Raw genomic sequence first — 25,664 nt, forward strand, 5'->3', positions numbered from 1 at the left:
CCTCGGAAGGTCAGCTGCGGGTGTGGGAGGCGCCGGTCTCGGCGACCGCTTCGGTGACGACCTCGTCGAAGCGCAGGTCGAAGGCGTCGGCGGCGTCGACGGGCTTGGGCAGTTCACCGGCGGCATCGATCACGTCGATGGTGTGCTGCTGGGTCGCGATGAGCTCCTCGTCGAGGTGCGGGAAGGTGGTGATCCCGGAGGTGTCGAGGATGCGCTCGCCGTCCTCGGCCGTCAGGCCCTGGCTCTTCACGAAGTAGGTGTCGATGTACGCGTCGCGGTTGTTGTTGGCCCAGTCGACGGACGTGATGTACGCGGTGACGTAGGCGCGGACCGCTGCGGCGGTCGCCGGGTCGGACAGGGCCTTCTTGCTCGAGTAGAGGTACGAGATGCCTTCGCTGAGGTCCTCGATCTCGGGGCGCGGCAGCGACGTCGCGCCCGGGGTCTGCATGTAGCGGGAGAAGACCGGTTCGCTCATCGGGGCAGCGTCGATCTGGTTGGAGCGCAGTGCGTCCGGGAAGTCCGGCAGCGACATCGACACGAGCTCGACGTCGTCGACCGACAGGCCGGCCTTGTCGAGGCCGCGGAGCACGAAGGCCTGTTGCGAGGTGCCCTCGGCGTAGCCGATGCGCTTGCCCTTCAGGTCCGCGAGCGTCGTGATGTCCGAAGCGTTCGGGGCGATGCCCATGTTGAGGCTGTTGTTCGTCTGCATGGCCGCGACGACCTGCACGTCGTCACCGGCGACCAGCGACTGGACGGTCATGATCTCGCCGGCCCACGCGACGTCGACCGCGTCGGCGCGGAAGGCCTCGAGGATCGCGGGTGCGCCCTGGAAGGTCGCGAACTCGTGCTCGAACGGCAGCGCGTCGAGCTGTCCGGAGCCGGTGAGGAGGGACAGCTGCCGCTCACCCTGGTCGGCGATGACGAGCTTGGTGCCCGCCGGGATCTCGATGGGCAGCGCACTGTCGGAAGCGAGGCCGTCGTCCGAGGAACCGGAGCTACATGCCGCGACCGCGGTCAGAAGGAGCGCGATGATGGCCGTCGATCCGGCACGACGTAGACGGGGCATGACTTCCTCACGGTTCTGGCTACAGGGGAGCGAACTTCGACGGCGTCGAAGTCGTCACCGATCCTGTGCGATCCGTCGGCGGGGGACCAGGGTTTGCGTCAGCGTGAGCGAAAGGTCCTCGATCCGGCCCATCGGTGCTGTTCGCGGGCCGATATCGCCGGTATCCGCACATCGCGGCGGTTACCGTGCGAGGGAGAACCGGAGGCGGGGAGGTGGTGCGCATGGGTGCGGACGGTCGGCACATGTCGCAGCCGGATCTGATGTCCTGGCGGATGGAGAAGGACCCGGTCCTGCGGTCCACGATCGTCGCGGTGGCGCTGCTCGACCGGTCACCCGACCAGGAGCGTTTCGTCCGGATGATGGAGCGCGGAACACGTGCGGTGCCGAGCTTCCGTCGCAAGCTCGTCGAATCCCCGCTCGGGCGGACCCCACCGCGATGGGTGGACGACCCCGACTTCGATCTGTCCTGGCATCTGCGGCGCATCGCGCTCCCGCATCCCGGGGGACTGGACGCCGTGCTCCCGCTCGTGCGCGCCGCGGTGATGTCGGCCTTCGACAAGGACCGTCCCCTCTGGGAGGCGACGATCGTCGACGGCCTCGACGACGGTCGCGCCGCGATCGTTCTCAAGGTGCACCACTCGCTCACCGACGGCATCGGTGGCATCCAGATCGCGAACGAGATGGTCGACTTCGAGCGCGACGGTACCGACCGCGGGCCGCTGCCCGAGGATCCGCCGACCTCGGCTCCGGCATCGGATCTCGCCGATTCCATGGGCTGGTACCTCTCGACGGCCGGCGAGATGGTGGGGAGGGGTGTGCCGTGGCTCGTGCGTTCCGGATTGAGGTCGGTGACGAATCCGGTCGCGGCGCTGCGCAGCGTGGTGGACACGGCCCGTTCGACGGCCCGGTTCGTGCAGCCGGTGTTCACGACGCTGTCCCCGGTGATGGTCGGCCGCAGCACGGTTCGGGAGGTCGCGGCCCTCGATCTGCCGCTCGACGCTCTGCGGCGGGCCGGACGGGCAGCGGACTCCTCGCTCAACGATGCCTTCCTGGCCGGAATCCTGCTGGGGCTGAGGCACTACCATTCCCGGCACGGGGCGCAGGTCGCCGAACTGAGGACGACGCTGCCGATCAGTCTCCGGCGTGAGGGCGACGCGATCGGAGGCAATCGGATCACCCTGGCGCGGTTCGCTCTTCCCCTCGATGTCGCCGATCCGGTCGCGTCGATGCACCGGGTGGACCGGATCGTCCGGTCGTGGCGGGACGAACCGGCCGTGCCGCTCTCGTCCGCCATCGCGGGTGTGCTGAACGTGCTCCCGGCCGGTGTGCTGGGTGGGATCCTCGAGCACATCGACTTTCTCGCGTCGAACGTCCCGGGTTCGCCGATCCCGCTGTACATGGCCGGGGCGGAGGTGCTGAGGTACTACCCGTTCGCTCCCACCGTCGGCTCGGCCGTCAACATCACGCTGATGTCGCACACGAACCACTGCTGCATCGGAATCAACGCCGACTCCGCCGCCGTCCCCGACCTGCCCGTCCTCGTCGAGTCGCTGGTGAAGGGCTTCGGTGACGTGCTCGCAGTGGGAGGCGAGGGCACGCGCATCGAGACCACGCTGTCCGCTACGACGACCTCGCACGCCTGATCGGTCGATGGAATCGCGCACCGGGGTGCCGGGCGGTGTTGCTCGGCGGGAACGCTCATGATCGTCAACTCATGGTTGACGGGTTCCATGCGTCAACTTAGAGTTGACGCATGGAACCCATTCGTCCTTCCCATCCCATCCGGCTCGACGACCTCATCGACGCGATCAAGAAGGTCCACGACGATCCGCTCGAGCAACTGTCCGATGCCGTCGTCGCGGCCGACCACCTCGGTGAGGTCGCCGATCACCTGATCGGGCACTTCGTCGACCAGGCCCGACGGTCCGGCAGGTCGTGGTCCGAGATCGGCCGGAGCATGGGCGTGTCCAAGCAGGCCGCGCAGAAACGGTTCGTGTCGAAGAGCGACAACGACCTCGACCCCGAGCAGGGGTTCTCGCGATTCACACCGCGCGCGCAGAACACCGTGATGGCGTCGATGAACGAAGCGCGTGCCACGGGTAGCCCCGAGATCACGCCCGTCCATCTGATCCTCGGTCTGCTCGTCGACACCGAGTCGCTCGCCGCGCGCGCACTCGCGGCCCAGGATGTCGACTTCGCGGCGCTGCGTTCCGCCGCGGTGGCGACGCTCCCCGAACCGTCGAGCGACGTCCCCGAACTCATCCCGTACGACGCGGGCGCCCGCAAGGCCCTCGAACTGACCTTCCGCGAAGCCCTGCGCCTCGGGCACAACTACATCGGCACCGAACACATCCTCCTCGCGCTCCTCGAACTCGAGAACGGCGACGGTGTGCTCTCGACGGCCGGCGTGAGCAGGAGCGCCGTGGAGAAGAAGGTCGCGGAGGATCTCGCCGCGATCGTCGAGGCACAGAAGGCCGAGGACGGCGAGGCCGGGACGTAGCACCGGGCAGGACCTGCGCGCCCCCGGCGCGGGCACGTTCCCTGCGACCAGGTTCGCCGACGGCCCCCTCGGGGTATGTCGAAGTCATGAACACACGCCACGCATGTCTCGTCGCGGGCTTCTCCGTCGCCACGCTCGTGGCCGCCGGGTGCAGCAGCGACGACTCGTCCACCGACACCGAGACCACCGTCGAGACCCCACCCACTTCGCTCACGACCACCACCACCGACTCCATGCCCACGCCGCTGCCCGGGATGAGCGGCGACGCCTTCGGTCTCCCGAACGAGGGAGGCGACGACGACAACGCCTTCACCTACGACGAAGCGGCCGTGCCGGTCGGCGCGACCTTCGACGTCGAATCCGAGGAGGAGGACGGCCGGACCACCGTCACTCTCAGGGTGATGGGTCTGCAACCCGATCGGGATTTCGGGGCGCACGTCCACACGCAGCCGTGCGGGCCGAACCCGTCCGATTCGGGACCGCACTACCAGAACCAGGTCGACCCGGCGGCGAGCCCCGACTCGCCGTCCACCGATCCCGCCTACGCCAATCCGCAGAACGAGATCTGGCTCGACATCACCACCGACGCGCAGGGCAATGCCGAGGCGTCCACGACCGTCGACTGGGAGTTCCGCGAGGGCGAGGCCAACTCGGTGGTGCTCCACGCTCAGCACACCATGACCGCACCGGGTGAGGCCGGGCAGGCCGGCGACCGGCTCGCCTGCATCGACGAGGACTTCTGACCCGAACGACGCAGTGACGACCCGACGGTCCGGTGGGTGACGACAACCCGCCGGACCGTTCTCGTGCCGCGAATCGGGTTCGAGCGAACGTCTTCCGTGCCATGCTGACGCCGGAACCGGTGAAGGAGGAGCGTGGATGGAACCCGTCGTCGACACCACCGGCGGCCGAGTACGCGGTACGACCGTCGGCGGCACCGCCGTCTTCAAGGGCGTCCCGTACGCCGCCGCACCTTTCGGTGAGATGAGATTCGCGGCGCCCGCACCTGTTCCCCGATGGGACGGCGTGCGTCCCGCGACCGAGTTCGGTCCCACCGCCCCGAAGGCGCCGTACGCCCCGCCGATCGACCGGCTCCTGCACGAACCGTCGATCCCGGGCGAGGACGTCCTCGGCCTCAACGTGTGGAGTCCCGATCTCTCGGGCTCGCTGCCCGTGATCGTGTGGATCCACGGTGGCGCGTTCGTGCACGGCAGCAGCGCGGTGGCGCTGTACGACGGTGCGAACTTCGCGCGCGACGGTGTTGTCTTCGTCAGCATCAACTACCGGCTCGGCGCAGAGGGATTCGCGCTCCTCGACGACGCGCCGGCGAACCGCGGTCTCCTCGATCAGGTCGCCGCGCTCGAATGGGTCCGCGACAACATCGCGGCCTTCGGCGGCGATCCGGACCGCGTGACGATCGCCGGTGAATCCGCAGGGGCGATGAGTGTGGTCTCGCTGCTGGCGATGCCCGCCGCGCGCGGGCTGTTCCGTCGCGCGATCGCCCAGAGCGGCGCCGGACATTCGGTGATGTCGGCCGGCACCGCGCGGACGGTCGCCGGTGCGCTGGGCGACATGCTCGGCGTCGCCCCGACCCGCGCGGCGTTCGCCGGGATCGATCCGAAGGTGCTCGTCGACGCGCAGGAACGTCTCACGGCCCGGAGCCGCGGTGAGCGCGACCCGGCGACCTGGGGTGAGATCGCCACCGATTCGATGGCCTTCGAACCGTGCGTGGACGGGACCGTGCTCCCGGGCCGGCCGATCGATCTCGTGGGGAAGGGCGCGGGATCCGACGTCGATGTGCTCATCGGCCACAACGACGACGAGATGACGTTGTTCTTCGTGCCCTTCGGGGTCGACGGACTGCTCGACGAGGCCGCTGCGCGCGGACTCGTCGCCGCCTACGGACTCACCGATCCGGAGGCGTTCGACGCCTACCGTCGCGCTCGGCCCGATGCTCGTCCCGGCGATACGGCCATGCACATCGTGCGCGACTGGATGTACCGCATCCCGGTGCTCCGGGTCGCGGAGGCGCGGGCCGCACACGGCGCCGAAACCCATGTCTACCGGTTCGATTGGAAGTCGCCGCTGTTCGACGGCCGGCTCGGCGCGACCCACGCACTCGACATCGGTTTCGTGTTCGACAATCTCCGTCTCCCTCAGGCCGCGGCCCTCGCGGGTTCCGCACCTCCTCAGGAGCTGGCGACGCGGATGCACCGGGCATGGGTGGATTTCGCGACCACGGGTTCGCCAGGATGGCCGCCGTACGGGGACGAACGCACCGAGATGCTCTTCGGCGACACGTGCGGGACCGTCGACGACCACGAAGCCGATCTGCGGACGCTGTGGGACGGAATTCGCTGACCGAGTTTGATCTCGGTCGTCCCGGGTAGTCGTGGGAAAGACGTGTCCAGCCCCGGATATCCACTCGACAGACGACAGCACACGAATCGGAGTTCCCATGCCCGCCGACACCCCGAAGATCCCCGGTGTTCCTTCGTCCACCGTGCCGCCCGTGGAGGAACCCACGACGCCCACGACTCCGCCCGAGCCCAAGCCCGACCAGGCCGAGCCCGAGGTCAGGACGGCCACCGGCACTCCCGCGGATCTGCCGCGCGGTCGTGCCCAGCAGGGGGAGTACCTGACGACGGCTCAGGGTGCGCGGCTGACGGATACCGACCACTCCCTCAAGGCGGGCCGGCGTGGTCCGATCCTGTTGCAGGATCATCACTTCCGCGAGAAGATCACCCACTTCGACCACGAACGCATCCCGGAGCGCGTGGTGCACGCCCGCGGCGCCGGTGCCCACGGCGTCTTCCGCGCGACGGGCGCCGCCAGCTCGATCACGCGTGCCCAGTTCCTCCAGAAGGACGTGGAGACACCGGTGTTCGTGCGGTTCTCGACGGTGCTCGGCTCCCGTGGCTCGGCCGACACGGTGCGCGACACTCGTGGCTTCGCGACGAAGTTCTACACCGAGGAAGGCACTTTCGACCTCGTCGGCAACAACATCCCGGTGTTCTTCATCCAGGACGCCATCAAGTTCCCGGACGTCGTCCACGCGGCCAAACCGCACCCGGATCGCGAGATCCCGCAGGCACAGAGCGCTCACGACACGTTCTGGGATTTCGTCTCGCTCCACACCGAGGCCACGGCGCACACGATGTGGAACATGTCCGACCGCGGCATCCCGCGCTCCTACCGCATGATGGAGGGCTTCGGCGTCCACACCTTCCGTGTGGTCAACGCCGAGGGTGATACCGCGCTGGTGAAGTTCCACTGGAAGCCGCGGCTCGGCGTGCATTCGCTGGTGTGGGAGGAAGCCCAGCTCATCAACGGCTTCGATCCCGACTTCCACCGCCGCGACCTCGCCGACGCGATCGAGGCCGGTGCCTACCCCGAGTGGGATCTCGGTGTGCAGGTCTTCCCGGACACCCCGGAGCAGACCTTCGAGGGCATCGACCTGCTCGATCCCACCAAGATCGTCCCCGAGGAACTGGCGCCCGTGCAGATCATCGGCACGATGGTCCTCAACGCCAACCCCACCAACTTCTTCGCCGAGACCGAGCAGGTCGCCTTCCACCCGGGCCACCTCGTCCCCGGCATCGACGTCACCGACGACCCGCTGCTGCAGGGCCGTCTGTTCTCCTACCTCGACACCCAGCTGACGCGACTCGGCGGACCGAACTTCGGGCAGATCCCGATCAACCGTCCGCACGCTCCCGTCAACGACATGTTCCGTGACGGCTTCCATCAGCACGCCGTTCACACGGGTGTCGCTCCGTACAAGCCGAACTCGCTCGACGCGGGATGCCCGTTCATGGCCGGTGTCACCGAGGGTGCCTTCGTCGACCTGCCGGTGGAGGTGCCGGCGGCGAAGAAGGAGCGTGAGGTCTCCCGGTCGTTCGACGATCACTACACGCAGGTCCGCCAGTTCTACCTGAGCCTGTCGGAGATCGAACAGGACCACGTGGCCTACGCCTACACCTTCGAGCTGGGCAAGTGCTACGAGCAGTCCATCAAGGAACGGCAGCTGCAGATCCTGGCGAACATCGACACCGGGCTGTGCGAGAAGGTGGCCGCCGGTCTCGGTCTGCCCGCTCCGAAGCCGACCGTCGAGGTCTCCGATCTCCCGCAGAGCCCCGCGCTGGCGCAGGTCGGCAAGACGTGGCCTGTGCAGGGTCGTCTGATCGGCATCGTCGCCGACGACACCACCGATGTCGACCAGGTGCTCGCGGCCGTGCAGGCCGTGGACGCGGCAGATTGCGTCCCGCTGGTCGTCGCCCCCCACGGCGGGATGCTCGGCGGAGTCGTGCCGATCTCGCGCACCTTCCTCACGGCCCGCTCGATCGAGTTCGACGCCGTGATCATGGCGACGACCGTCCCCGACACGCGGGTCCGGATCCTCGTCGACGAGATGTTCCGGCACCACAAGGCACTGGCCGCGTGGGGCGCCGGTGCGGCGGCACTGGAAGAGTTGAAGGCACCGGGTGTCGAGATCGTGGACGGACCCGAAACGGCCGTCGCGCAGGTGCTGGAGCTGCTGGGTACACACCGCGTGTGGGATCGAGACGCCGTGTGACAGACCTCACCTGAGCTCGTCTTCCGAAGTTCGGGTGCCCCAAGTTATTCTTTCGTTACCTCTGGCCGCAGCTGATTCTTATCGCTGCGGCCAGTTGTTATTTACGGGCCGTTCACCTCGAGGTCAGCGCTGCCCGATCCCAGAGACGATGCGCCGGATACGCGGGTCGTCGGCCAACTCGACGCGCGCGTAGCGGGCCTGCTCGTCGGCGTCCGCGGATGCGAGGTCGTGGGCGGCGGTAATGCGAGTCGCGAGCACGTCCGGCGACCAGTTGTACGCCTCGGGCGGGATCTCGAGGGCGACGATGCGGCCGGTCGGGGTGACGCTGATACGGATGTCGTGGACCGATCCGTTGCCTACTATCCGTTCGATCGTGTCCTGCACGCGCCTGACGGTGACAGAGAGTTCTTCCGGATACGTCAACATGGTTCCTTTCTCACCAGCCCGGGTAGGCGGGGAGAGTTTCGGGTGGGGTGGGGGAGATGATGAGCTCGGACCCTCTGTCCGGCACATCGGGTTCGATACTGCGACCCCACTCCTCGCAGCGATGCATCGTCTCGCCGAGGTCGGAGCCGAAGGTGACTGTCAGTCCCGTTCCGGTGAACAGATCTTCCGTTGGGGCAGACCATCGATGCTCAGAGGTGGGGAGCGCCGACAAGTATTGTGTTTCCGGCGCGGGGCGCGGTGGTTCGTGCCGTTGCATCCATTTTTCGTGGCGGTGCGCTTCGGTTGTCGGGCCGAATTCCACAAACTCTTCACGGCCGGAGAAAACCTTGATCCGATAGTCCTCATCGCGTACTCGTGTGGCCAAATTCGATTCTTGACTGCAGATGGTCGCTTTGAATCCCTCGTGTATGTCGTTGATTTCGAGGATATGTGCGCGGATGGTGCCAGCGAGAGATGTCTGCAGTGTTGTACTGATCCCGATTGCGTAGTGTGGATCGAGCGCCTCGGCGAAGCCCGGGTATGTGACATCGATTCCTGCGTAGTAGGCGATAATCTTCGATTCCTGTGCTGCGCGAATCAACCTGCCGCGTTCATCGAACAGGTCGACGTCGGGTTCTGCGGACCACACGAACGTGGTATTTCGGACCTGTTCGGGCGGCTGATATTCGGTGGAGGTCAACTGGGTAGCTCCCTCCGTATCCACTCGAGGTGATTCGGGCGATGCACATGCCGCTGCGAGAACCACAGTCAGCAGCATGATGTAGAGGGGCGGAGGTCCGGTTCGTTCAGTTGGGTCGAATCGATTCTTGGTCACGAGTAGTTCCACCGTTCACCGCCGGACGGGACGACATTGTTGGTCAGTACGTCTCGGAATCCTTGTTCGCCATTGCGTTGGTCTGCATAGACGATATTTCGAAGGTCGCCTGCTCCCGAGTTCGAAATGCGCAAGTACTCGGTTTGAGCCGAACTTTCGATCCCGGCTTCGTGGAGTAGATCGGGGACTTGATCGCTCAACAAACGTCCTTCCATGAGATCGCGGGGAACGAGAGAGCCGTCGGTCAACCAGCCTGGCGACACTTGTGCTGTGTCGATGGCTCCCGAATCCACCAGCGAGCTGAGCATGTTGTATCTCCGAGTATTCTCGGCACCTGTCTCGGTCAGATACATTTCGGAATCGAACCCCTCGACCCCCGACGGATGCCCCACGTATTGCCCTTCAGCATCGACGATTTCGGATTGCAGCAGAACCCCTGTCGAGTACACGAGCGGACCCGTGACCACGCCACCCGGCAACGCCGTCACCGCACCGGTGACGAGGGTTTGGGCCACGGCATACGCGTCTGCTCTGGACTGGTTCCGGTTGTCGATCGCAGCCTGCTCGACCAGCTTCTCGTTCTCGTAGGTACTGCTCAAACCGACCTCGACGAGGCTTTGCAACCGGCCCGAATACGTTCCGTAGCTGTACTTGTTCACACCGTCGAGTTGTTCGAGAGCGAACCGGCGGTCGAAATCGGTGGCCTGCGCGATTGCTGCACCGTTGAGAAGGGCACCTGCCGCGGGGTCGGTGTTCATGAGGGTGAATACGCGCGTCGCCGGGACCGGGCCGAGTTCACCGAAGCCGCTGGTGGCGGTGGCGTCGTCGACGGAACCGACCATGTCGCCGACGAACGGTGACAGGGCGGTCGCGAAGGAACGGACAGCAACAGGATTGACGTCACCTATGGTCAGGTCGGTTTCTTCCCGGAAGGCACCCGGCATATGGAGGAAACGGTTGAAGTTGTTGTCGGAGTTCCACTCCGATTCCGGCGCAGACAACACCTCGGCCAAGCCGAATGCTGCCTCGCCCGCACGTTCGGCTCGGATTACTGCTGCGGGGTCACCCGGGTCGGCGGGCAACGCGTCGGCAGCGATCCACTCCGTCAGGCCGGCCAGAGTTGCTCCGTCGTCGGCCCATTCGCGGGTGAGCAGCGGAACGAGCACCTCGTCCCTACTGAAGTCCGCAGGGCTGCCGTCGACGTCGGTGCCGGTGAGCAGGTGATACGACGTGTCGGTGTTCCGGGTGGCGACGTCGAGGAATGTGCTTGCCATGTGGTCGTAATAGGAAGGGTCGGGGGTGGGGACGATGTGGGGATCGGCATAGGTGGGGATGCCCGCCATGTATCCGGCGACCCGGCTCATCTCGATACCCATCTCGGTGCCGGGTCGATACTGCGGGTTGGCATCGCCGAGTATCGCGCCGAGTCGATCCAGCCGGTCCAGTGGTTCACGGGGATGCTCGGCGTTCGGGTCGGGCTCGTAGCCGTATCGAATGGTGTCCCTGATGTCCTGCGGCACCGACTCCCACGACCCGCCGTATTCGGGATTCGACAGAATGAGCAGACCGTTACCGAGACCGTCGGCCCAGCGCGCCGCGTCGGGCTTGCCTTCGGCTTCCCATGTCTTGTACGTCTCGTGCAGGTTCGCCAGTTCGTCCTCGTCGAGGCTGTTGTAGAAGGCGTCGAGGTACTCGATGCTCGCACCCGACGGTAGCGACAGGGTGCGTCCGATGCGTTCGAGATCGGTATCGCGTGCAGCCCCGGATGCTAGGAGCGCAGCGTCGGCAGCACCGTCCGGAGCATCGATGGAATGTGTGTTCTGGGAACGGAATTCCCCGCCGAACGTGGAGAGTCGGATGCTGACCTGCTCGAGTCGGGCGGCGGCGTCTCGATCCAGTTCGTCGAATGTGCGCACCGCCGATTTCAGTTGGACCTCGAAGTTCATGGCGGTGTCGTCGAGACCCGCTTGCACGACGAGGTCGGTCTGCGCGTCGCCCGTGTGGGTTCGGGGTGCCTCGACCCGCGCGTCGTCGTGGACGGTGAAGCCGGCTGCAACCGCATTGTCGACGATTCCGACGACGGTGGCGCGGGCGGGAGTGAGCGTGTTCGCAGCGTCGCGGAGGGCGTCGACCTGCTCGCTGACAGCGCGGCTGATGCCTTGGCTGGCCACCCGGTCACTCCACGCACGTGCCGCGGCGGCCGCCCCGCTTTCACCGTCCCATCCACCGAATGTGGCGTCCACATCCCGGTCGACGCGGTGGGTCGACTCCCGGAATGTGTTGTTTGCGGACTCGACCGCGTCGGCAGCCGTGGTGAGCGCAGCCGGATCGAGCGAGCGGATCGCGGAAGGAGACCACATCTACAGGGACTTTCCTTCGAAGTCGGATCCGACGGCCGCGAGTTGGCGGCCGAATTCCTCCTCGGCCACCTCGTAGTTCCGTGCGGCCGCTTCGGTGGCCTCGGCCATGCGTCGCAGGCAGTTGGCCATAGCGCGGTAGGCGGTGTCGAGTGGTGCTCCCGCGCGTCCGGCGACACCACCGACCGCTGAGGATGGCATCGCGCCCGCTACCGACTCGAGCGCCGCGGACGGTTCCAACGCGTAGATGGTCTCGGCTTCTCCCTCCAGGGCATGGGCCAGGCTCTTCAACGAGTCCGGGTCGACCTTCAGCGCTGACATCAGCTCACCAACTCCTGTCCGGCAGACGTTCCATCAGGGTTGGACGCAGCAGCGTGACGATCGGTTCCCTCGACCGGGTGATTATCGGAACGTTTCAGGCGATGCGGCCGAATGCTGTGATGGAGGAGTCGCGGAGAGATGCCAGCCGGGACGCGGTCGCGATCCTGGCGACCGCCCGTGACGCGGGCACGAGGAGCTGGGTGCGGCGTCGACGGGCACGGTCGTAGCGCTGCAGAGCGACCGGTACCGGATGCTCGGACAACAGCGTCGCGAGTGTCGTGGCGTCGACGATTGCTTCGCATGCGCCGCGGCCGAGGTTGGGTGCCATCGCATGCGCCGCGTCGCCGATCAGTGCGGTGTTGCCGCGGACGTACGACGGGAGGCGGGGGGATTCGTACAGGTCGTGGTACATGACGTCGTCGGGGTCGAGGCGGCCGAGGATGTCGCGTACGCCGGGGTGCCAGTCGTGGAAGCGGCCGTAAAGGTCGTCGAGGGTGCCGCCGGTGCCTTCGGTGGTGCGGACGGCGGCGAACCAGTTGGTGAGGTCGCCGTCGCGGTCGGTGATTCCGAAGAGCGCGCCGGGACCCCAGGTTTCTCCATGGTTCGTGGTGGAGCCGCCGACCCAGCCGCGCCACGCTCCGTACCCGGTGTGCACTGGCCGGTAGGCCGGACCGAACACCTCGTCGCGTACTGCACTGCCGATTCCGTCCGCGCCGATCATCACGTCGTATCCGGCGAGGGCCGTGAGCGGTGGCGCGGGGGCGTCGAACTTCACGATGTGGTCGGGGAGGCCGGACAGCAGGATGTCGAGGAGGGCGGGCCGGGAAACCATGACCGGTGCCCGGCGAAGGTCCCCGACGTGGGCGAGCACCACACCGTCCCAGCGTCTGAGCGTCGCGGAGCGCTGTGTCACGCCGAGTTGTTCCACCCGTCCGCCGACGCCGGCAACTTCGAGTCCGGCCAGGGCAGGAGGCCACATCCCGAGCGCGGTGCCGGTGCGCGGAGGCTCCGGAGATCGTTCGAACACGTCGATGTGCCATCCGTGGCGGAGGAGGGTGTTCGCGGCGGTGAGCCCTCCGATTCCGCCGCCGAGGATCGCTGCACTGCCTGGCTTCACGGTCATGTCATGACGGTACTACGTATGTAGTGGACAGTCACTACCCCTGTAGTGATCCTCGTAGAATGCCTCTCGTGACCGACAAACGCGCCACCGTCCTCGACGCCGCAATCGAACTCGTGGGGACCGAAGGATTGCGCGCCCTCACCCACCGCCGCGTGGATGCCATCGCCGGTGTGCCGGCCGGCTCCACGTCGAACTACTTCCGCACCCGCCAGGCTCTCGTCGAAGGGGTGCTCGACAGGCTCCTCGAGCGGGACCGGGTCCAGCTCGCCGCGATCGGCGCCGCGTTGCCGGGCGACGCGCGTGAGCTCGAAGACCTGATGCACGGATATGTGATGTTCGTGACGGGGGACGACCTCGTGCGAACCCGCGCACGCTTTGCGATGTTCGTCGAGGCGATGGCGACGCCGGAACTGCGTGCCGGGGTCGAGACCCGCCGCAGCGAACTGCGCGGATGGATCGGAACCGTGCTCGCGGGCCTCGGCGTCGACGATTCCGCCACCGCCGCGCGGGTTCTCATCGACTACCTGGACGGACTGATCCTGCATCGCTGCACCTCGCACGACGACGGACCGGACCCGCGCGACGGCGTGTCCCGAATGGTGCAGATGTTGCTACCCACAGCCGGGTGACGCCCGCGATTCCGGTGCGTTACGGCTGCGTTTCCGCAGGTGGGCGGGAGAATAGGGCAGGCTTGCTTGCATTACCCCCTGCCACCTGGCATATCGTTCATTTCGAAGACGGTGGGACCACGACGTCCCACCGGTCGCCGGGTCCACGCTCGTGCTGCCGAAAAAGGCACCCGCACCGTCGCGGATGAGCGGATACTGGCGATGTCGAAGGTATCGGGCACCCGGCCGATACCCGTCTACGGCAGTAGATGGCCATCAGCGCTGCTGGTCGTCGGTGCTATCGCATCAACGAAGGCTAGGTATGACTCATCTCCCCGGGCCTCGAGGGCTCTACCACCCGGCGAACGAGCACGACTCCTGTGGCGTCGCGTTCGTCGTCGACATGCACGGTCGTCGCAGTCGCGACATCGTGGAGAAGGCGATCACCGCCCTGGTGAATCTCGAACACCGCGGTGCAGCGGGAGCGGAACAGAACACCGGCGACGGCGCCGGCATCCTGATCCAGGTCCCCGACGCCTACTTCCGTGAGGTCGTCGACTTCGATCTTCCCGCCGAAGGCGCATACGCGACCGGTATCGCGTTCCTGCCCAAGGACACCGCCAAGGCCGACGCCGCGGCCGCCGAGGTCGACCGCATCGTCGCCGAAGAGGGCCTCGAGGTCCTCGGCTGGCGCGAGGTGCCGATCGACGAGTCCGAGCTGGGTTCCATGGCCAAGGACGCCATGCCCACCTTCCGGCAGATCTTCGTCGCCTCCGGCGCCCGCGCGCTCACCGGCCTCGAGCTCGAGCGCCGCGCGTACGTCGTGCGCAAGCGCACCGAGCACGAGCTCGGCCACCACGGCGCGGGCGAGGACGGTCCCGGCAGCGAGACCGTCTACTTCCCCAGCCTGTCGGCGTCGACCTTCGTCTACAAGGGCATGCTCACCACGCCCCAGATGAAGGGCTTCTACCGCGACCTGCAGGACGAGCGCGTCGTCTCGGCCCTCGGCCTCGTGCACTCGCGGTTCTCCACCAACACGTTCCCGTCGTGGCCGCTCGCGCATCCCTTCCGTCGCGTCGCGCACAACGGCGAGATCAACACCGTCACGGGCAACGCCAACTGGATGCGCGCCCGTGAGGCACTCATCGACACCGAGGTCTTCGGCGGTCGCGACAAGCTCGAGAAGATCTTCCCGGTCTGCACGCCGGGCGCGTCCGACACCGCGCGTTTCGACGAGGTGCTCGAACTGCTGCACCTCGGTGGCCGCAGCCTGCCGCACGCCGTGCTCATGATGATCCCCGAGGCGTGGGAGCGCCACGACTCGATGGATCCGGCCCGTCGCGCGTTCTACGAGTACCACGCGGCCCTCATGGAGCCGTGGGACGGACCGGCCTCGGTGTGCTTCACCGACGGCACCGTCATCGGCGCCGTGCTCGACCGCAACGGCCTGCGCCCCTCGCGTGCCTGGGTCACCGACGACGGCCTCGTCGTCATGGCCTCCGAGGTGGGTGTGCTCGACATCCCCACCGAGAAGATCGTCAGCAAGCGCCGCCTGCAGCCGGGCCGCATGTTCCTCGTCGACACGGCCAAGGGCCGCATCGTCGAGGACGAGGAGATCAAGCGCGAGCTCGCCGCCGAGCATCCCTACGAGGAATGGGTCGCCAACGGCGTCACCCGTCTCGAGGACCTGCCGGAGAGCAAGTACACCTACATGTCGCACGAGCGTGTCGTGCTGCGGCAGCAGGTCTTCGGCTACACCCGCGAAGAGGTCGACCTCCTCGTCAAGCCGATGGCGGCCTCCGGTGCCGAGGCACTCGGCTCGATGGGCACCGACACGCCGATCGCCGTGCTGTCGTCGCGTCCGCGTCAGCTCTTCGACTTCTTCTCGCAGCTGTTCGCCCAGGTCACCAACCCGCCGCTCGACGCGATCCGCGAGGAGATCGTCACCAGCATGGGCGGCATGCTCGGCCCCGAGGGCGACCTGCTGAACCCGACCGAGGCGTCGTGCCGGCAGATCCTCATCGGTGCGCCGGTCATCGACAACGACGACCTGCAGAAGCTCATCCACGTCAACGACGAGAAGCAGTTCCCCGGCTTCAACAGCGTCATCATCCGCGGCCTGTACCCGGTCGCGGAGGGCGGTGAGGGTCTGCGTCGCGCGCTCGCCTCGATCCGCGAGCAGGTCTCGCAGGCCATCGAGAAGGGCGCACGCCTGATCGTGCTGTCCGACCGCGAGTCCGACGAGAAGCTGGCGCCGATCCCGTCGCTGCTGCTCACCTCCGCAGTGCACCACCACCTCGTCCGTGAGAAGACCCGCACCAAGGTCGGTCTGCTCGTCGAGGCCGGCGACGCCCGCGAGGTCCACCACATCGCCGCCCTGTGCGGTTTCGGTGCGGCCGTGGTCAACCCGTACATGGCGTTCGAGAGCATCGACGAGCTGCTGCAGAACGGCGACCTGCCCGAGGGCATGACCCTCGACAAGGCCATCGCCAACTACATCAAGGCGGCCTCGAAGGGCGTGCTCAAGGTGATGTCCAAGATGGGCATCTCCACGCTCGCCTCCTACACCGGCGCGCAGCTGTTCCAGGTCATCGGCCTGTCGCAGGAACTCGTCGACGAGTACTTCACCGGTCTGCAGTCGCAGCTCGGCGGCGTCGGTCTCGACGAGATCGCCGCGGACGTCGCGGCCCGTCACCGCACGGCCTTCCTCGACCGCCAGTCCGAGCGCGCGCACCGCGAACTCGAGGTGGGCGGCGAGTACCAGTGGCGTCGCGAGGGCGAGTACCACCTGTTCAACCCGGACACGGTGTTCAAGCTCCAGCACGCGACCCGCACCGGCCAGTACTCGATCTTCAAGGAGTACACGAAGCTCGTCGACGACCAGTCGGAGCGACTCGCGTCGCTGCGCGGTCTGTTCGAGTTCAAGAAGGGCGTGCGCCCGCCGGTGCCGATCGACGAGGTCGAGCCGGCGAGCGAGATCGTCAAGCGCTTCTCGACCGGCGCGATGAGCTACGGCTCCATCTCGGCCGAGGCGCACGAGACCCTCGCGATCGCGATGAACCGTCTCGGTGGCCGCTCGAACTCCGGTGAGGGCGGCGAGCACCCGAGCCGTTTCACCCCGGACGAGAACGGCGACTGGCGGCGCTCGGCGATCAAGCAGGTCGCCTCGGGTCGCTTCGGTGTGACCGCGCACTACCTGAGCAACTGCACCGACATCCAGATCAAGATGGCGCAGGGCGCGAAGCCCGGTGAGGGCGGCCAGCTGCCGCCGCACAAGGTGTACCCGTGGGTCGCCGAGGTCCGTGGTTCGACGCCGGGCGTCGGCCTGATCTCGCCGCCGCCGCACCACGACATCTACTCGATCGAGGATCTCGCGCAGCTGATCCACGACCTCAAGAACGCCAACCCGAAGGCCCGCATCCACGTGAAGCTGGTCTCCGAGCTCGGCGTCGGCACGGTCGCCGCGGGTGTGTCGAAGGCACACGCCGACGTCGTGCTCATCTCGGGCCACGACGGTGGCACCGGTGCGTCGCCGCTGACCTCCCTCAAGCACGCGGGTGCTCCCTGGGAGATCGGTCTCGCCGAGACCCAGCAGACGCTCATGCTCAACGGTCTGCGCGACCGCATCGTCGTGCAGGTCGACGGCCAGATGAAGACCGGCCGCGACGTCGTCGTCGCCGCTCTCCTCGGCGCCGAGGAGTACGGTTTCGCGACCGCGCCGCTCGTGGTCTCGGGCTGCATCATGATGCGCGTGTGCCACCTCGACACCTGCCCCGTGGGTGTCGCGACGCAGAACCCGGTGCTGCGCAAGCGGTTCACCGGCAAGCCGGAGTTCGTCGAGAACTTCATGCTGTACATCGCCGAAGAGGTGCGCGAGTACCTCGCCGAGCTCGGTTTCCGCAGCCTCGACGAGGCCATCGGCCAGGTGGACGTCCTCGACACCCGCAAGGCCGTCGAGCACTACCGCGCGTCGAAGCTCGACCTGTCGCCGCTGCTCGAGAAGGTCACCTCCCCGATCTACGGGGAGCAGGACATGCACTGCACCAAGGAGCAGTACCACGCCCTGGACAAGGCACTCGACAACGAGCTGATCGCGAAGGCGCAGCCCGCTCTCGAGTCGGGTACGCCGGTCTCGTTCGACACCCCGATCACCAACGTCAACCGCACCGTCGGCACGATGCTCGGCCACGAGCTCACCAAGAAGTACGGTGCGGAAGGGTTGCCGGACAACACGATCGACATCACCTTCACGGGTTCGGCCGGCAACAGCTTCGGTGCGTTCGTCCCGCGCGGCATCACGATGCGGCTCCATGGCGACGCGAACGACTTCGTCGGCAAGGGCCTGTCGGGTGGTCGCATCATCGTGCGCCCGCCGCACAATGCGGCCGAGGGCTTCGTACCCGAGGACAACATCATCGCCGGCAACGTCATCCTGTTCGGTGCCACCGGCGGCGAGGCCCTCATCCGCGGCATCGCGGGTGAACGCTTCGCGGTCCGCAACTCCGGAGCCACGGCCGTCGTCGAAGGCGTCGGCGACCACGGCTGCGAGTACATGACGGGTGGCAAGGTCGTCATCCTCGGCAAGACCGGCCGCAACTTCGGTGCGGGCATGTCCGGTGGCGTCGCGTTCGTGTACAACCCGGACAAGGACTTCGAGAACAACCTGAACACCGAGCTCGTCGACCTCGAGGATCTCGAGGGCGAGGACTTCGCGTGGCTCAAGGGCGCCGTCGAACGGCATCGTGACGAAACGGGCTCCGAGGTCGCAGCCCGCATCCTGGCCGACTGGTCACAACAGGTCAGCCACTTCGCGAAGGTCATGCCTCGCGATTACAAGAAGGTACTCATGGCTATCAAGGACGCCACCATCCGTGGTGCGAACGTGGACGAGGCGATCATGGAGGCTGCTCGTGGCTGATCCCACCGGTTTCCTCAAGCACGGTTCCCGCGAGACCCCGGTCCGCCGGCCCGTCCCGCTGCGACTCCTCGACTGGAAGGAGGTCTACGAGCCGTTCCCGCTCGACACCCTCCAGACCCAGGCCAGCCGTTGCATGGATTGCGGTATCCCCTTCTGCCACAACGGTTGCCCGCTCGGGAATCTCATCCCCGAGTGGAACGACCTCGCCTACAAGGGCAAGTGGGAGGACGGGATCGAGCGTCTCCACGCCACGAACAACTTCCCCGAGTTCACCGGCCGGCTCTGCCCGGCGCCCTGCGAGGCGTCGTGCGTGCTCGGCATCAACCAGGACCCGGTGACCATCAAGCAGGTCGAGGTCGAGCTGGTCGAGAAGGCCTTCGACGACGGCCGCGTCAAGCCGGTTCCGCCGTCGAAGCTCACCGGCCGCAAGGTCGCGGTCGTCGGCTCCGGACCCGCGGGTCTCGCTGCGGCACAGCAGCTCACGCGTGCCGGTCACTCCGTGACGGTGTTCGAGCGGGCCGACCGCATCGGTGGTCTGCTCCGATACGGCATCCCCGAGTTCAAGATGGAGAAGCGCTTCATCGACCGCCGTCTCGCGCAGATGGAGGCCGAGGGCACCGTCTTCAAGCCGGGCGTGAACGTGGGTGTCGACATCACCGCCGACGAGCTGCGCGAGCAGTTCGACGCCGTGGTGCTCGCCGGTGGCGCGACCGTCGCCCGAGACCTGCAGATCCCCGGACGCGAGCTCGAGGGCATCCACCAGGCGATGGAATTCCTGCCGATCGCCAACCGCGTGCAGCTCGGCGACCTGCCGGCCCCGACCATCACGGCCGAGGGTAAGAAGGTCGTCATCATCGGCGGTGGCGACACCGGCGCAGACTGCCTGGGCACCTCGCACCGTCAGGGTGCGGCGAGCGTCCACCAGTTCGAGATCATGCCGCGGCCGCCGGAGCAGCGCGCCGAGTCCACCCCGTGGCCGACCTACCCCCTCATGTACCGCGTCTCGTCGGCGCACGAGGAGGGCGGCGAGCGCGTCTTCTCCGTCAACACCGAGGAATTCGTCGGTAAGGACGGCAAGGTCACCGCGCTCAAGGCACACGAGGTACAGATGGTCGACGGTCGCTTCGAGAAGGTCGAAGGCAGCGACTTCGAACTCGAGGCCGATCTGGTGCTGCTCGCCATGGGCTTCACCGGTGCCGAGAAGCCCGGTCTGCTCACCGATCTCGGTGTCGACTTCGACCAGCGCGGCAACGTCGCCCGCTCGTCGGAGTGGGCCACCAACGTCGACGGTGTCTTCGTCGCCGGCGACATGGGTCGCGGACAGTCGCTCATCGTCTGGGCGATCGCCGAGGGTCGCGCGTGCGCCGCTGCGGTGGATCGCTTCCTCGAGGGCGAGACGGCACTGCCGGCGCCGATCGCGACCACCACGATGCCGCAGCGCTGAGCGCGGAAATCTATCGGCGTCCGAGTGGCGCCGGAGAGTTGAGCGCTCCAGCGTCGCAGCGCTGAACGAGGTACGACCGCTGGGCCGCACACCGGAAGGTGTGCGGCCCAGCGGTGTTCGTGGGTGAGGTCAGGCGTCGACGAGTGACGCGGGATCGGTGTCGGATGCGGTGGCCGGCGCCGGTTCGGGTGTGGCCACCTCGCGCCGCCGCGCGAGGAGGCGGTCGACGGTCCACGATCCGGAGCCGACGAAGATCAGGACGAACATCGCCCAGCAGAACAGCGCGGCGGATTCACCGTCGTTCTGGATGGGCAGTGCGCCGTCGGCCTGATGGCCCCAGAAGTAGGCGTACGCCATCGATCCGGAGCCGAGGAAGGCCGCGAGCCGGGTACCGAGACCGAGGATCAGGGCGGTGCCGCACACGACCTGGATGATCGCGCCCCACCAGCCGGGCCATGCGCCGAGTTGTGCGGTGGCTCCGCCGTAGGGTTCCGTCGGCCACGCCCACAGGCTCGTGGTGCCGTGGCACAAGAACAGGAAACCGACGACGATGCGGAAGGCGGCGACGGCGTGGTCGCCGAAACGGTCCGGCCAGTGGCGCACTGAGTTCATCACGTGCGGAAGTAAAGCATGCCTACCCTTACATACAGGGTGCTTGGTCATCGTTCCGCGGTTCAACAGCAACCGCCGGACGCGCTGCGCTGTGATATTTCCGTGTCGCCGGGCGTCGCACCCGTTATGGTTCTGCGCATGACGGCTACGAGACGGGCACTGGCGATGGTCGTGATGGGTGCGGGTGCCGTCGTGGCCGCCGTCGCGGCGGCTCCCGCCGCGGCCGCGGATCCTGCGGACGCGTGCATCCGCAACGGTGGTGGGCTCGTGACGGTCGACGGCGCCGAGCCCGTCCCACCGGTTTTCGGATTCGACGGTCCCCGCCTGCTCGGACTCCAGGGCGGTGTCGGCAACGCGTGCATCACCAACGTGGGTCCCGGCGCCGTGACGGTCACGCATCCCGAGGGACGTGTCCCGGGACGCACCGAGGTGTCCACCGCGCTCGTGGAGATGCGGGTCGACGGCGGGCTCGGCAACGTCGCCGTCACCAACGTCGGTACCGGTGCGGTCACGGTGCACCGGACGGAGGTCACGCCCGAGCCCGTTGCGGCGCCCGCCCAGGCTCCGCTCCCCGGGATGCCGGAGCTGATCCTCGACGCGGGAACCGACGGCGTCTTCGTCACGAACGTCGGTACGGGCGGTGTCACGGTCGTCGACCGTGCCGTCGCGCCGGCGGAGCTTCCGGCCCCGCCACCGCCTCCCCCGGGTGCGGTCGTCACCGATCCGTTCAGCGGAAACATCTATGTCACAAACCTCTTCGGGCCCGACATCGTCGTCGCGGAACCCGCCTCGACCGCCGAAGGGAGCGCGGTCGAGCGACCGGTTCCGGGAACGGCGGTCGACTACGGGACGGGCAACGTCTTCGTGACGAACATCGGCGGGGGACAGGTGACCGTCGTCCGCGGCTGATCCGCCGGCCCCGTCGTTCCCCGACAACGTTCCGGACTCGGATGTATCACATCCGGTTCACGAATATGTCATCCTTCTACTCGATACTGCCGGGGAGGGACGCGGCACCAGGACAGTAGCGGGGCGGGGACATGGCTATGAGAAGAGTGTGGGCGGCAACGGTGGCCGCAGTGGCGGCATGTGCAGCAGTATTCGTCGCAATTCCTGCGGCGCAAGCGAATCCGCCCGGATGTCCGACCTTGAACGTGGTCGCTGTGCCCGGAACGTGGGAGACCTCGAACACCCCCGACCCCGGCCGCGGGAACGGCATGCTCGCCCAGGTCACGTCCAATCTTCCCGCCGGGGCGCGTGTCGACTACGTCGCGTATCCCGCCACCGCCTTCCCGTGGGAGGGCGACGTGTACGCGGCCTCCCGCAACCGCGCCGTCGACAACGCGCGCGGCATCATCGCGGCCACCGCCGAGCGGTGCCCCCTCACGAACTTCGCCCTCGTCGGTTACAGCCAGGGTGCCGATGCCGCAGGCGATCTCGCTGCCGAGATCGGCACCGGGCTGGGAGTGATCGGTCCGCACCGCCTCGTCGCGGTGGGGCTGCTGTCCGATCCGCGGCGCTCCGAACTCGACCCGTTCGTCGGTCCGCCCGTCGCCGGCACCGGTGCGGGAGGTGCCCGCGCGGGAGGCTTCGGATTCGTAACGCCCAACGTGCGCACCATCTGCGCGGTGGGCGACCTCTATTGCTCGACGCCGCCGGAGGACTTCGTCACGCGACTGGCCGGCTTCCTCGCCATCTCGGCGGGCAGCCCGTTCGAGCAGCTCGAGAACTACCGCGACGAGGCGACCGCGCTCTACAACGACATCATGACCGCCGGGGGCATCCCGATGCTGCAGCTGCAGCTCACGCCCGAGGCGAACGAGCTGCGCGAGCAGAAGATCCGCACCTTCTACGAGTCGCAGATCCACCAGGACTACTCGAACTACGTGGTCGACGGTCGCGGAACGACGGCCACGCGGTGGCTGCACGACTGGATCTCCTCGAAGGCCTGACCATCAATCGATGTCGAATCGTGCGCCCACACGCATGACACGGGGCGCGAAACGCATCAGCCACTTGCGGACCTTCGCGCCCGGAGCGACCGTCACCACAGGCTTGTTGTGACGGACCGCCGCGACGATCTCCCTGGCCACCTTCTCCGGCGCGATGTGCAGGCGCCGGTACATCGCGAGGGTGCGGGTACGTCGCGCCGCTCGAAGTTCCTTGTTCGGCGCGACGTACTCCGTCGCCCGGGTGAGGTTGGTGTCCACCAGATCGGGACACACCACCGTCACGCCGATCCCGTGTTCGAGCAGTTCGGCGCGCAGGCACTCCGACAGCATGAACACCCCGGCCTTGCTCGTCGTGTAGGCGGCGAGATTGCGTTGCGGCATGTACGCCGCCGCCGACGAGACGTTGACGATCTGCCCGCCCGTGCCGGCCTCGATCATCTGCTCGGTGAAGGCGCGGCAGCCGTAGACCACTCCCCAGAAGTTCACGTCCATCACGTTCTCGAAGACGCTCTGCGGGGTGTCGGCGAAGGCACCGATGACCCCGATGCCCGCATTGTTGACGAGCACGTCGGCGACACCGTGCCGCTCGCGGACGGTCTGCGCGAACTCCCGGACCTGCTGTTCGTCGGAGACGTCGAGTTCGTAGGCGTGAGCGGCGCCGCCGAAGACGGCCTCGGAACCTCCGGCGCCGGGAGCCGGAACGTTCACGAGCGCCACCGTCTCGCGGGCGCTGTCGAGATCCTTGTCCGCGACGACGACGATGGCGCCTTCGGCGGCGAAGGCGACCGCCGACGCCCGGCCGATCCCGCTACCGCCGCCGGTGACGACGACGAGGGCGCCGGTCAGGTCGCGCAGACGGCTGCGTAGTGCAGCGCCGGCGCGCCAGCGGCGTATCTGAGCGATCCGAGAGGGCACCCCACCATCGTGACGCACTCGCCGCGTGTGGTCCGGTCAGTACAGGAACTCGCGGTAGAGCTCGCGCTTGCCCGGCTCGGCGTCGGCCGGGATCTCGATCGAGTGGAGTTCGGCGTGCATGTCGCGCATCGACGGGACCGCCGCGCGGTCGGGATAGGTCGACGGATCCCACAGTTTGGCGCGCAGCAACGCCCGCGCGCAGTGCAGGAAGACCTCGTCGATCTGCACGATCACAGCGAGCTGCGCCGGCTTGTTCTGCAGCGACAGCTTCTCGAGCAGGTCGGGGTCGGTCGACAGGGTGGCGCGGCCGTTGATCCGCAGCACCTCCTCGTCGCCGGGGACGAAGAACAGCAGCCCGACGTGAGGATTCTCGAGGATGTTCCGGTACGAGTCGGCGCGGCGGTTGCCGGGCCGGTCGGGCAGCGCGATCGTGTGGTCGTCGAGGACGAGCACCGCCGACTCGATGTCGCCACGCGGCGAGCAGTCGCAGTTGCCGACGGCGTCGGCGGTGGCGATCGTGAAGAACCGCGCCAGCGACAAGAAATGCCTGATGAGCGGGGTCAGGTGTGGTCGTGCCTTGTCGACGATCGCCGGGTGCGGAATGCCCAGGACGGCCTCGAGCTCGCCCTGTGTCCGTATCCCGCCCTGTACGAGCTCGTCGATCCTGTCCGCATCCATCCGGTGCACCTCCGGCGGTGACCGTACCAATCCTGCGCGGGAAGATCACGTCGGCGCCTGGGTCGTCCCCTGGTCAGGGCCGCGCTTCCGGTCACCGGGACGGCCCGGGAGGCAGGGCTCCGGATCCCGGTAGAACGAGTGGCGACGCCCCCGTCCGGAAGGATCGAGATGACCGACTCCGCCCTGCTGGCCTCCCTCCTCGAACGCGTGCAGCTCCTCGAGGACAAGGCTGCGATCCACGAGGTCCTCACGGCCTATGGCCCGGCCGTCGACGCCGGTGACGCCGAGGCGGTGGGGGAACTGTGGGCCGAGGACGCCATCTACGACGTCGACATCCGCCTGATGGAGGGTCGCGACGCCATCATGAAGATGGTGCGCACCCGGCCACACCAGGACTACATCGAGGAGGGCTGTGGTCACCTGCTCGACCCGGTGCACATCCGGGTCGACGGCGACACCGCCGTCGCGACCTGTCACTCCCTGCTGCTGCGCCGCAACACCGATTCGGATTCGTTCCGGGTGTGGCGGGTGAGCGCCAATCGTTTCGAACTCGCCCGGATCGACGGCAGCTGGAAGATTGTGCGCCGCACGTCGCGGTTGCTCGACGGCAGCACCGCCGCCCGCGATCTCCTCGCGAGCGCACGGCGCTGAACCCACGACTCGCGGGTGGGCGCTGGGGGCTCACCCGCGGCCGGCTGCCGGGGTTCAGACGCGCAGGGTGTCGCGCACGTGCCCGGTCTCGTTGATCGACGCGACGCGGCGCGCGCCGCTGCGTGAGACGAGGATGCGCGTCACCGACGCGTACTCGATGGGGAACATCAACGGCCGGGGCAGCTCGAGCAGGTGCTGCAGCACGATGTTCACGACCCCGCCGTGGACGAACAGCGCCACGGTCTCGGCGTGGTCGCACGTGTCCACCACGTGGTCGATCCCTTGCAGTACCCGCGTGCGGAAGGCGTCCCCGTCCACGAAATCGGGCAGGTGACCTGCCAGGATGCGCTTGTAGGCGGCCGGTGCGACGTCCTTCGCGGCGTCGATCGTGAAGTAGTGGTCGTGGCCGTAGTCGTACTCGGCGATGTCCTCCATCTTCTCCACGTCGAGCCCGCGTCGTTCCGCGACCGGCTCGGCCGTCTGCAGGGCCCGCAACTGCGGGCTCGAGAACAGGCGGGTGATGTTGTACGGGGACAGTGCGTCCGGCAACCGCGACGCCTGGAGACGACCGGTCTCCGTGAGCGGCGGGTCGGCGACCCCGGTCTCGGCGCGGGCGTTGTTCGGCTCGGCGTGGCGGATCAGGAGTAGCTGCACGACCTCACGATGCCAGGTGGAGCGGTTT

At 67.4% G+C, this 25,664-nt stretch carries 21 protein-coding genes; 11 read left to right on the forward strand and 10 right to left on the reverse strand.

All coding sequences use genetic code 11. From position 1 onward, the window contains the following. Positions 1 to 10: 10 nt before the first annotated feature. Positions 11 to 1,066 (reverse strand): ABC transporter substrate-binding protein, encoded by a 1,056-nt coding sequence (locus tag AC0LPE_RS00300; RefSeq protein ID WP_490605394.1) that lies wholly within the window; start codon positions 1,064 to 1,066, stop codon positions 11 to 13. 221 nt (positions 1,067 to 1,287) lie between these two features. Here AC0LPE_RS00300 and AC0LPE_RS00305 point away from each other — a divergent pair, with 221 nt between their 5' ends. The 5 genes from AC0LPE_RS00305 (at position 1,288) to AC0LPE_RS00325 (ending at position 8,142) form a co-directional block, all read left to right on the forward strand. Next, on the forward strand, positions 1,288 to 2,709 hold the full coding sequence (locus tag AC0LPE_RS00305; RefSeq protein WP_490605395.1) for a wax ester/triacylglycerol synthase domain-containing protein: 1,422 nt from the start codon (positions 1,288 to 1,290) through the stop codon (positions 2,707 to 2,709). Between the two features lie 110 nt (positions 2,710 to 2,819). Beyond that, complete coding sequence (locus AC0LPE_RS00310) at positions 2,820 to 3,566, forward strand: Clp protease N-terminal domain-containing protein (RefSeq protein WP_490605396.1); 747 nt, start codon at positions 2,820 to 2,822, stop codon at positions 3,564 to 3,566. A gap of 86 nt (positions 3,567 to 3,652) precedes the next feature. Then, on the forward strand, positions 3,653 to 4,309 hold the full coding sequence (locus AC0LPE_RS00315; RefSeq protein WP_490605397.1) for a superoxide dismutase family protein: 657 nt from the start codon (positions 3,653 to 3,655) through the stop codon (positions 4,307 to 4,309). A gap of 136 nt (positions 4,310 to 4,445) precedes the next feature. Next, entirely contained in the window at positions 4,446 to 5,927 is a 1,482-nt protein-coding gene (locus tag AC0LPE_RS00320; protein ID WP_490605398.1) for a carboxylesterase/lipase family protein, read from the forward strand. A gap of 97 nt (positions 5,928 to 6,024) precedes the next feature. Continuing rightward, entirely contained in the window at positions 6,025 to 8,142 is a 2,118-nt protein-coding gene (locus AC0LPE_RS00325; RefSeq protein ID WP_490605399.1) for a catalase, read from the forward strand. A gap of 123 nt (positions 8,143 to 8,265) precedes the next feature. Here the strand turns inward: AC0LPE_RS00325 and AC0LPE_RS00330 are convergent, their stop codons facing one another. From AC0LPE_RS00330 to AC0LPE_RS00350, 5 genes are all read right to left on the reverse strand, one after another. Then, positions 8,266 to 8,655 (reverse strand): YbaB/EbfC family nucleoid-associated protein, encoded by a 390-nt coding sequence (locus tag AC0LPE_RS00330; protein WP_490605400.1) that lies wholly within the window; start codon positions 8,653 to 8,655, stop codon positions 8,266 to 8,268. Then, positions 8,579 to 9,268 (reverse strand): hypothetical protein, encoded by a 690-nt coding sequence (locus AC0LPE_RS00335; protein ID WP_231781327.1) that lies wholly within the window; start codon positions 9,266 to 9,268, stop codon positions 8,579 to 8,581. Before AC0LPE_RS00335 ends, AC0LPE_RS00330 begins: the two co-directional genes overlap by 77 nt. A 131-nt stretch (positions 9,269 to 9,399) precedes the next feature. Beyond that, the gene (locus AC0LPE_RS00340) at positions 9,400 to 11,763 is read right to left on the reverse strand and encodes a WXG100 family type VII secretion target (RefSeq protein WP_490605401.1); all 2,364 of its coding nucleotides are present in this window, start codon (positions 11,761 to 11,763) and stop codon (positions 9,400 to 9,402) included. Continuing rightward, complete coding sequence (locus AC0LPE_RS00345) at positions 11,764 to 12,081, reverse strand: hypothetical protein (RefSeq protein WP_490605402.1); 318 nt, start codon at positions 12,079 to 12,081, stop codon at positions 11,764 to 11,766. A 94-nt stretch (positions 12,082 to 12,175) separates the two neighbouring features. Continuing rightward, positions 12,176 to 13,204, reverse strand: a complete 1,029-nt coding sequence (locus tag AC0LPE_RS00350; RefSeq protein ID WP_490605403.1) for an FAD-dependent monooxygenase — start codon at positions 13,202 to 13,204, stop codon at positions 12,176 to 12,178. Positions 13,205 to 13,263: 59 nt separating this feature from the next. Here AC0LPE_RS00350 and AC0LPE_RS00355 point away from each other — a divergent pair, with 59 nt between their 5' ends. The 3 genes from AC0LPE_RS00355 (at position 13,264) to AC0LPE_RS00365 (ending at position 20,174) form a co-directional block, all read left to right on the forward strand. After that, positions 13,264 to 13,833, forward strand: a complete 570-nt coding sequence (locus tag AC0LPE_RS00355; protein WP_443209143.1) for a TetR/AcrR family transcriptional regulator — start codon at positions 13,264 to 13,266, stop codon at positions 13,831 to 13,833. A gap of 301 nt (positions 13,834 to 14,134) precedes the next feature. Further along, positions 14,135 to 18,730 (forward strand): glutamate synthase large subunit, encoded by a 4,596-nt coding sequence (gltB, locus tag AC0LPE_RS00360; RefSeq protein WP_490605404.1) that lies wholly within the window; start codon positions 14,135 to 14,137, stop codon positions 18,728 to 18,730. Beyond that, positions 18,723 to 20,174 (forward strand): glutamate synthase subunit beta, encoded by a 1,452-nt coding sequence (locus AC0LPE_RS00365; protein ID WP_490605405.1) that lies wholly within the window; start codon positions 18,723 to 18,725, stop codon positions 20,172 to 20,174. Before gltB ends, AC0LPE_RS00365 begins: the two co-directional genes overlap by 8 nt. Positions 20,175 to 20,303: 129 nt before the next feature. Here AC0LPE_RS00365 and AC0LPE_RS00370 read toward each other — a convergent pair whose 3' ends face one another. After that, positions 20,304 to 20,786, reverse strand: a complete 483-nt coding sequence (locus AC0LPE_RS00370; RefSeq protein ID WP_490606397.1) for a DoxX family protein — start codon at positions 20,784 to 20,786, stop codon at positions 20,304 to 20,306. 138 nt (positions 20,787 to 20,924) lie between these two features. Between AC0LPE_RS00370 and AC0LPE_RS00375 the strand changes: the two genes are divergently transcribed. Both AC0LPE_RS00375 and AC0LPE_RS00380 read left to right on the forward strand, forming a co-directional pair. Beyond that, the gene (locus AC0LPE_RS00375) at positions 20,925 to 21,695 is read left to right on the forward strand and encodes a YncE family protein (protein ID WP_253249958.1); all 771 of its coding nucleotides are present in this window, start codon (positions 20,925 to 20,927) and stop codon (positions 21,693 to 21,695) included. Between the two features lie 137 nt (positions 21,696 to 21,832). Further along, positions 21,833 to 22,738, forward strand: coding sequence for a cutinase family protein (locus tag AC0LPE_RS00380; protein ID WP_490605406.1), 906 nt, complete (start codon positions 21,833 to 21,835; stop codon positions 22,736 to 22,738). A 3-nt stretch (positions 22,739 to 22,741) separates the two neighbouring features. On the opposite strand, the gene AC0LPE_RS00385 is transcribed toward AC0LPE_RS00380, so the two are convergent. Both AC0LPE_RS00385 and AC0LPE_RS00390 read right to left on the reverse strand, forming a co-directional pair. Further along, entirely contained in the window at positions 22,742 to 23,653 is a 912-nt protein-coding gene (locus AC0LPE_RS00385; protein WP_490605407.1) for an SDR family NAD(P)-dependent oxidoreductase, read from the reverse strand. A gap of 36 nt (positions 23,654 to 23,689) precedes the next feature. Continuing rightward, positions 23,690 to 24,331, reverse strand: coding sequence for an MSMEG_1061 family FMN-dependent PPOX-type flavoprotein (locus AC0LPE_RS00390; RefSeq protein ID WP_088896868.1), 642 nt, complete (start codon positions 24,329 to 24,331; stop codon positions 23,690 to 23,692). Between the two features lie 168 nt (positions 24,332 to 24,499). Here AC0LPE_RS00390 and AC0LPE_RS00395 point away from each other — a divergent pair, with 168 nt between their 5' ends. Further along, positions 24,500 to 24,982: a nuclear transport factor 2 family protein gene (locus AC0LPE_RS00395; protein WP_088896867.1), complete on the forward strand. Its 483-nt coding sequence runs from the start codon at positions 24,500 to 24,502 to the stop codon at positions 24,980 to 24,982. A 54-nt stretch (positions 24,983 to 25,036) separates the two neighbouring features. On the opposite strand, the gene AC0LPE_RS00400 is transcribed toward AC0LPE_RS00395, so the two are convergent. Then, entirely contained in the window at positions 25,037 to 25,636 is a 600-nt protein-coding gene (locus AC0LPE_RS00400) for a histidine phosphatase family protein (RefSeq protein ID WP_160876572.1), read from the reverse strand. Between the last annotated feature and the right edge of the window lie 28 nt (positions 25,637 to 25,664).

The sequence above is a fragment of the Rhodococcus sp. S3 genome, assembly GCF_058211795.1.

Bases quoted from the DNA above. Each gene is read 5' to 3' on its own strand.
- AC0LPE_RS00305 (WP_490605395.1), top strand. From the start codon at position 1,288: ATGGGTGCGGACGGTCGGCACATGTCGCAGCCGGATCTGATGTCCTGG.
- AC0LPE_RS00300 (WP_490605394.1), bottom strand. From the start codon at position 1,066: ATGCCCCGTCTACGTCGTGCCGGATCGACGGCCATCATCGCGCTCCTT.
- AC0LPE_RS00395 (WP_088896867.1), top strand. From the start codon at position 24,500: ATGACCGACTCCGCCCTGCTGGCCTCCCTCCTCGAACGCGTGCAGCTC.
- AC0LPE_RS00340 (WP_490605401.1), bottom strand. From the start codon at position 11,763: ATGTGGTCTCCTTCCGCGATCCGCTCGCTCGATCCGGCTGCGCTCACC.
- AC0LPE_RS00350 (WP_490605403.1), bottom strand. From the start codon at position 13,204: ATGACCGTGAAGCCAGGCAGTGCAGCGATCCTCGGCGGCGGAATCGGA.
- AC0LPE_RS00315 (WP_490605397.1), top strand. From the start codon at position 3,653: ATGAACACACGCCACGCATGTCTCGTCGCGGGCTTCTCCGTCGCCACG.
- AC0LPE_RS00370 (WP_490606397.1), bottom strand. From the start codon at position 20,786: ATGAACTCAGTGCGCCACTGGCCGGACCGTTTCGGCGACCACGCCGTC.
- AC0LPE_RS00345 (WP_490605402.1), bottom strand. From the start codon at position 12,081: ATGTCAGCGCTGAAGGTCGACCCGGACTCGTTGAAGAGCCTGGCCCAT.
- AC0LPE_RS00330 (WP_490605400.1), bottom strand. From the start codon at position 8,655: ATGTGCCGGACAGAGGGTCCGAGCTCATCATCTCCCCCACCCCACCCG.
- AC0LPE_RS00355 (WP_443209143.1), top strand. From the start codon at position 13,264: ATGCCTCTCGTGACCGACAAACGCGCCACCGTCCTCGACGCCGCAATC.
- AC0LPE_RS00380 (WP_490605406.1), top strand. From the start codon at position 21,833: ATGAGAAGAGTGTGGGCGGCAACGGTGGCCGCAGTGGCGGCATGTGCA.
- gltB (WP_490605404.1), top strand. From the start codon at position 14,135: ATGACTCATCTCCCCGGGCCTCGAGGGCTCTACCACCCGGCGAACGAG.
- AC0LPE_RS00375 (WP_253249958.1), top strand. From the start codon at position 20,925: ATGACGGCTACGAGACGGGCACTGGCGATGGTCGTGATGGGTGCGGGT.
- AC0LPE_RS00390 (WP_088896868.1), bottom strand. From the start codon at position 24,331: ATGGATGCGGACAGGATCGACGAGCTCGTACAGGGCGGGATACGGACA.
- AC0LPE_RS00325 (WP_490605399.1), top strand. From the start codon at position 6,025: ATGCCCGCCGACACCCCGAAGATCCCCGGTGTTCCTTCGTCCACCGTG.
- AC0LPE_RS00310 (WP_490605396.1), top strand. From the start codon at position 2,820: ATGGAACCCATTCGTCCTTCCCATCCCATCCGGCTCGACGACCTCATC.
- AC0LPE_RS00320 (WP_490605398.1), top strand. From the start codon at position 4,446: ATGGAACCCGTCGTCGACACCACCGGCGGCCGAGTACGCGGTACGACC.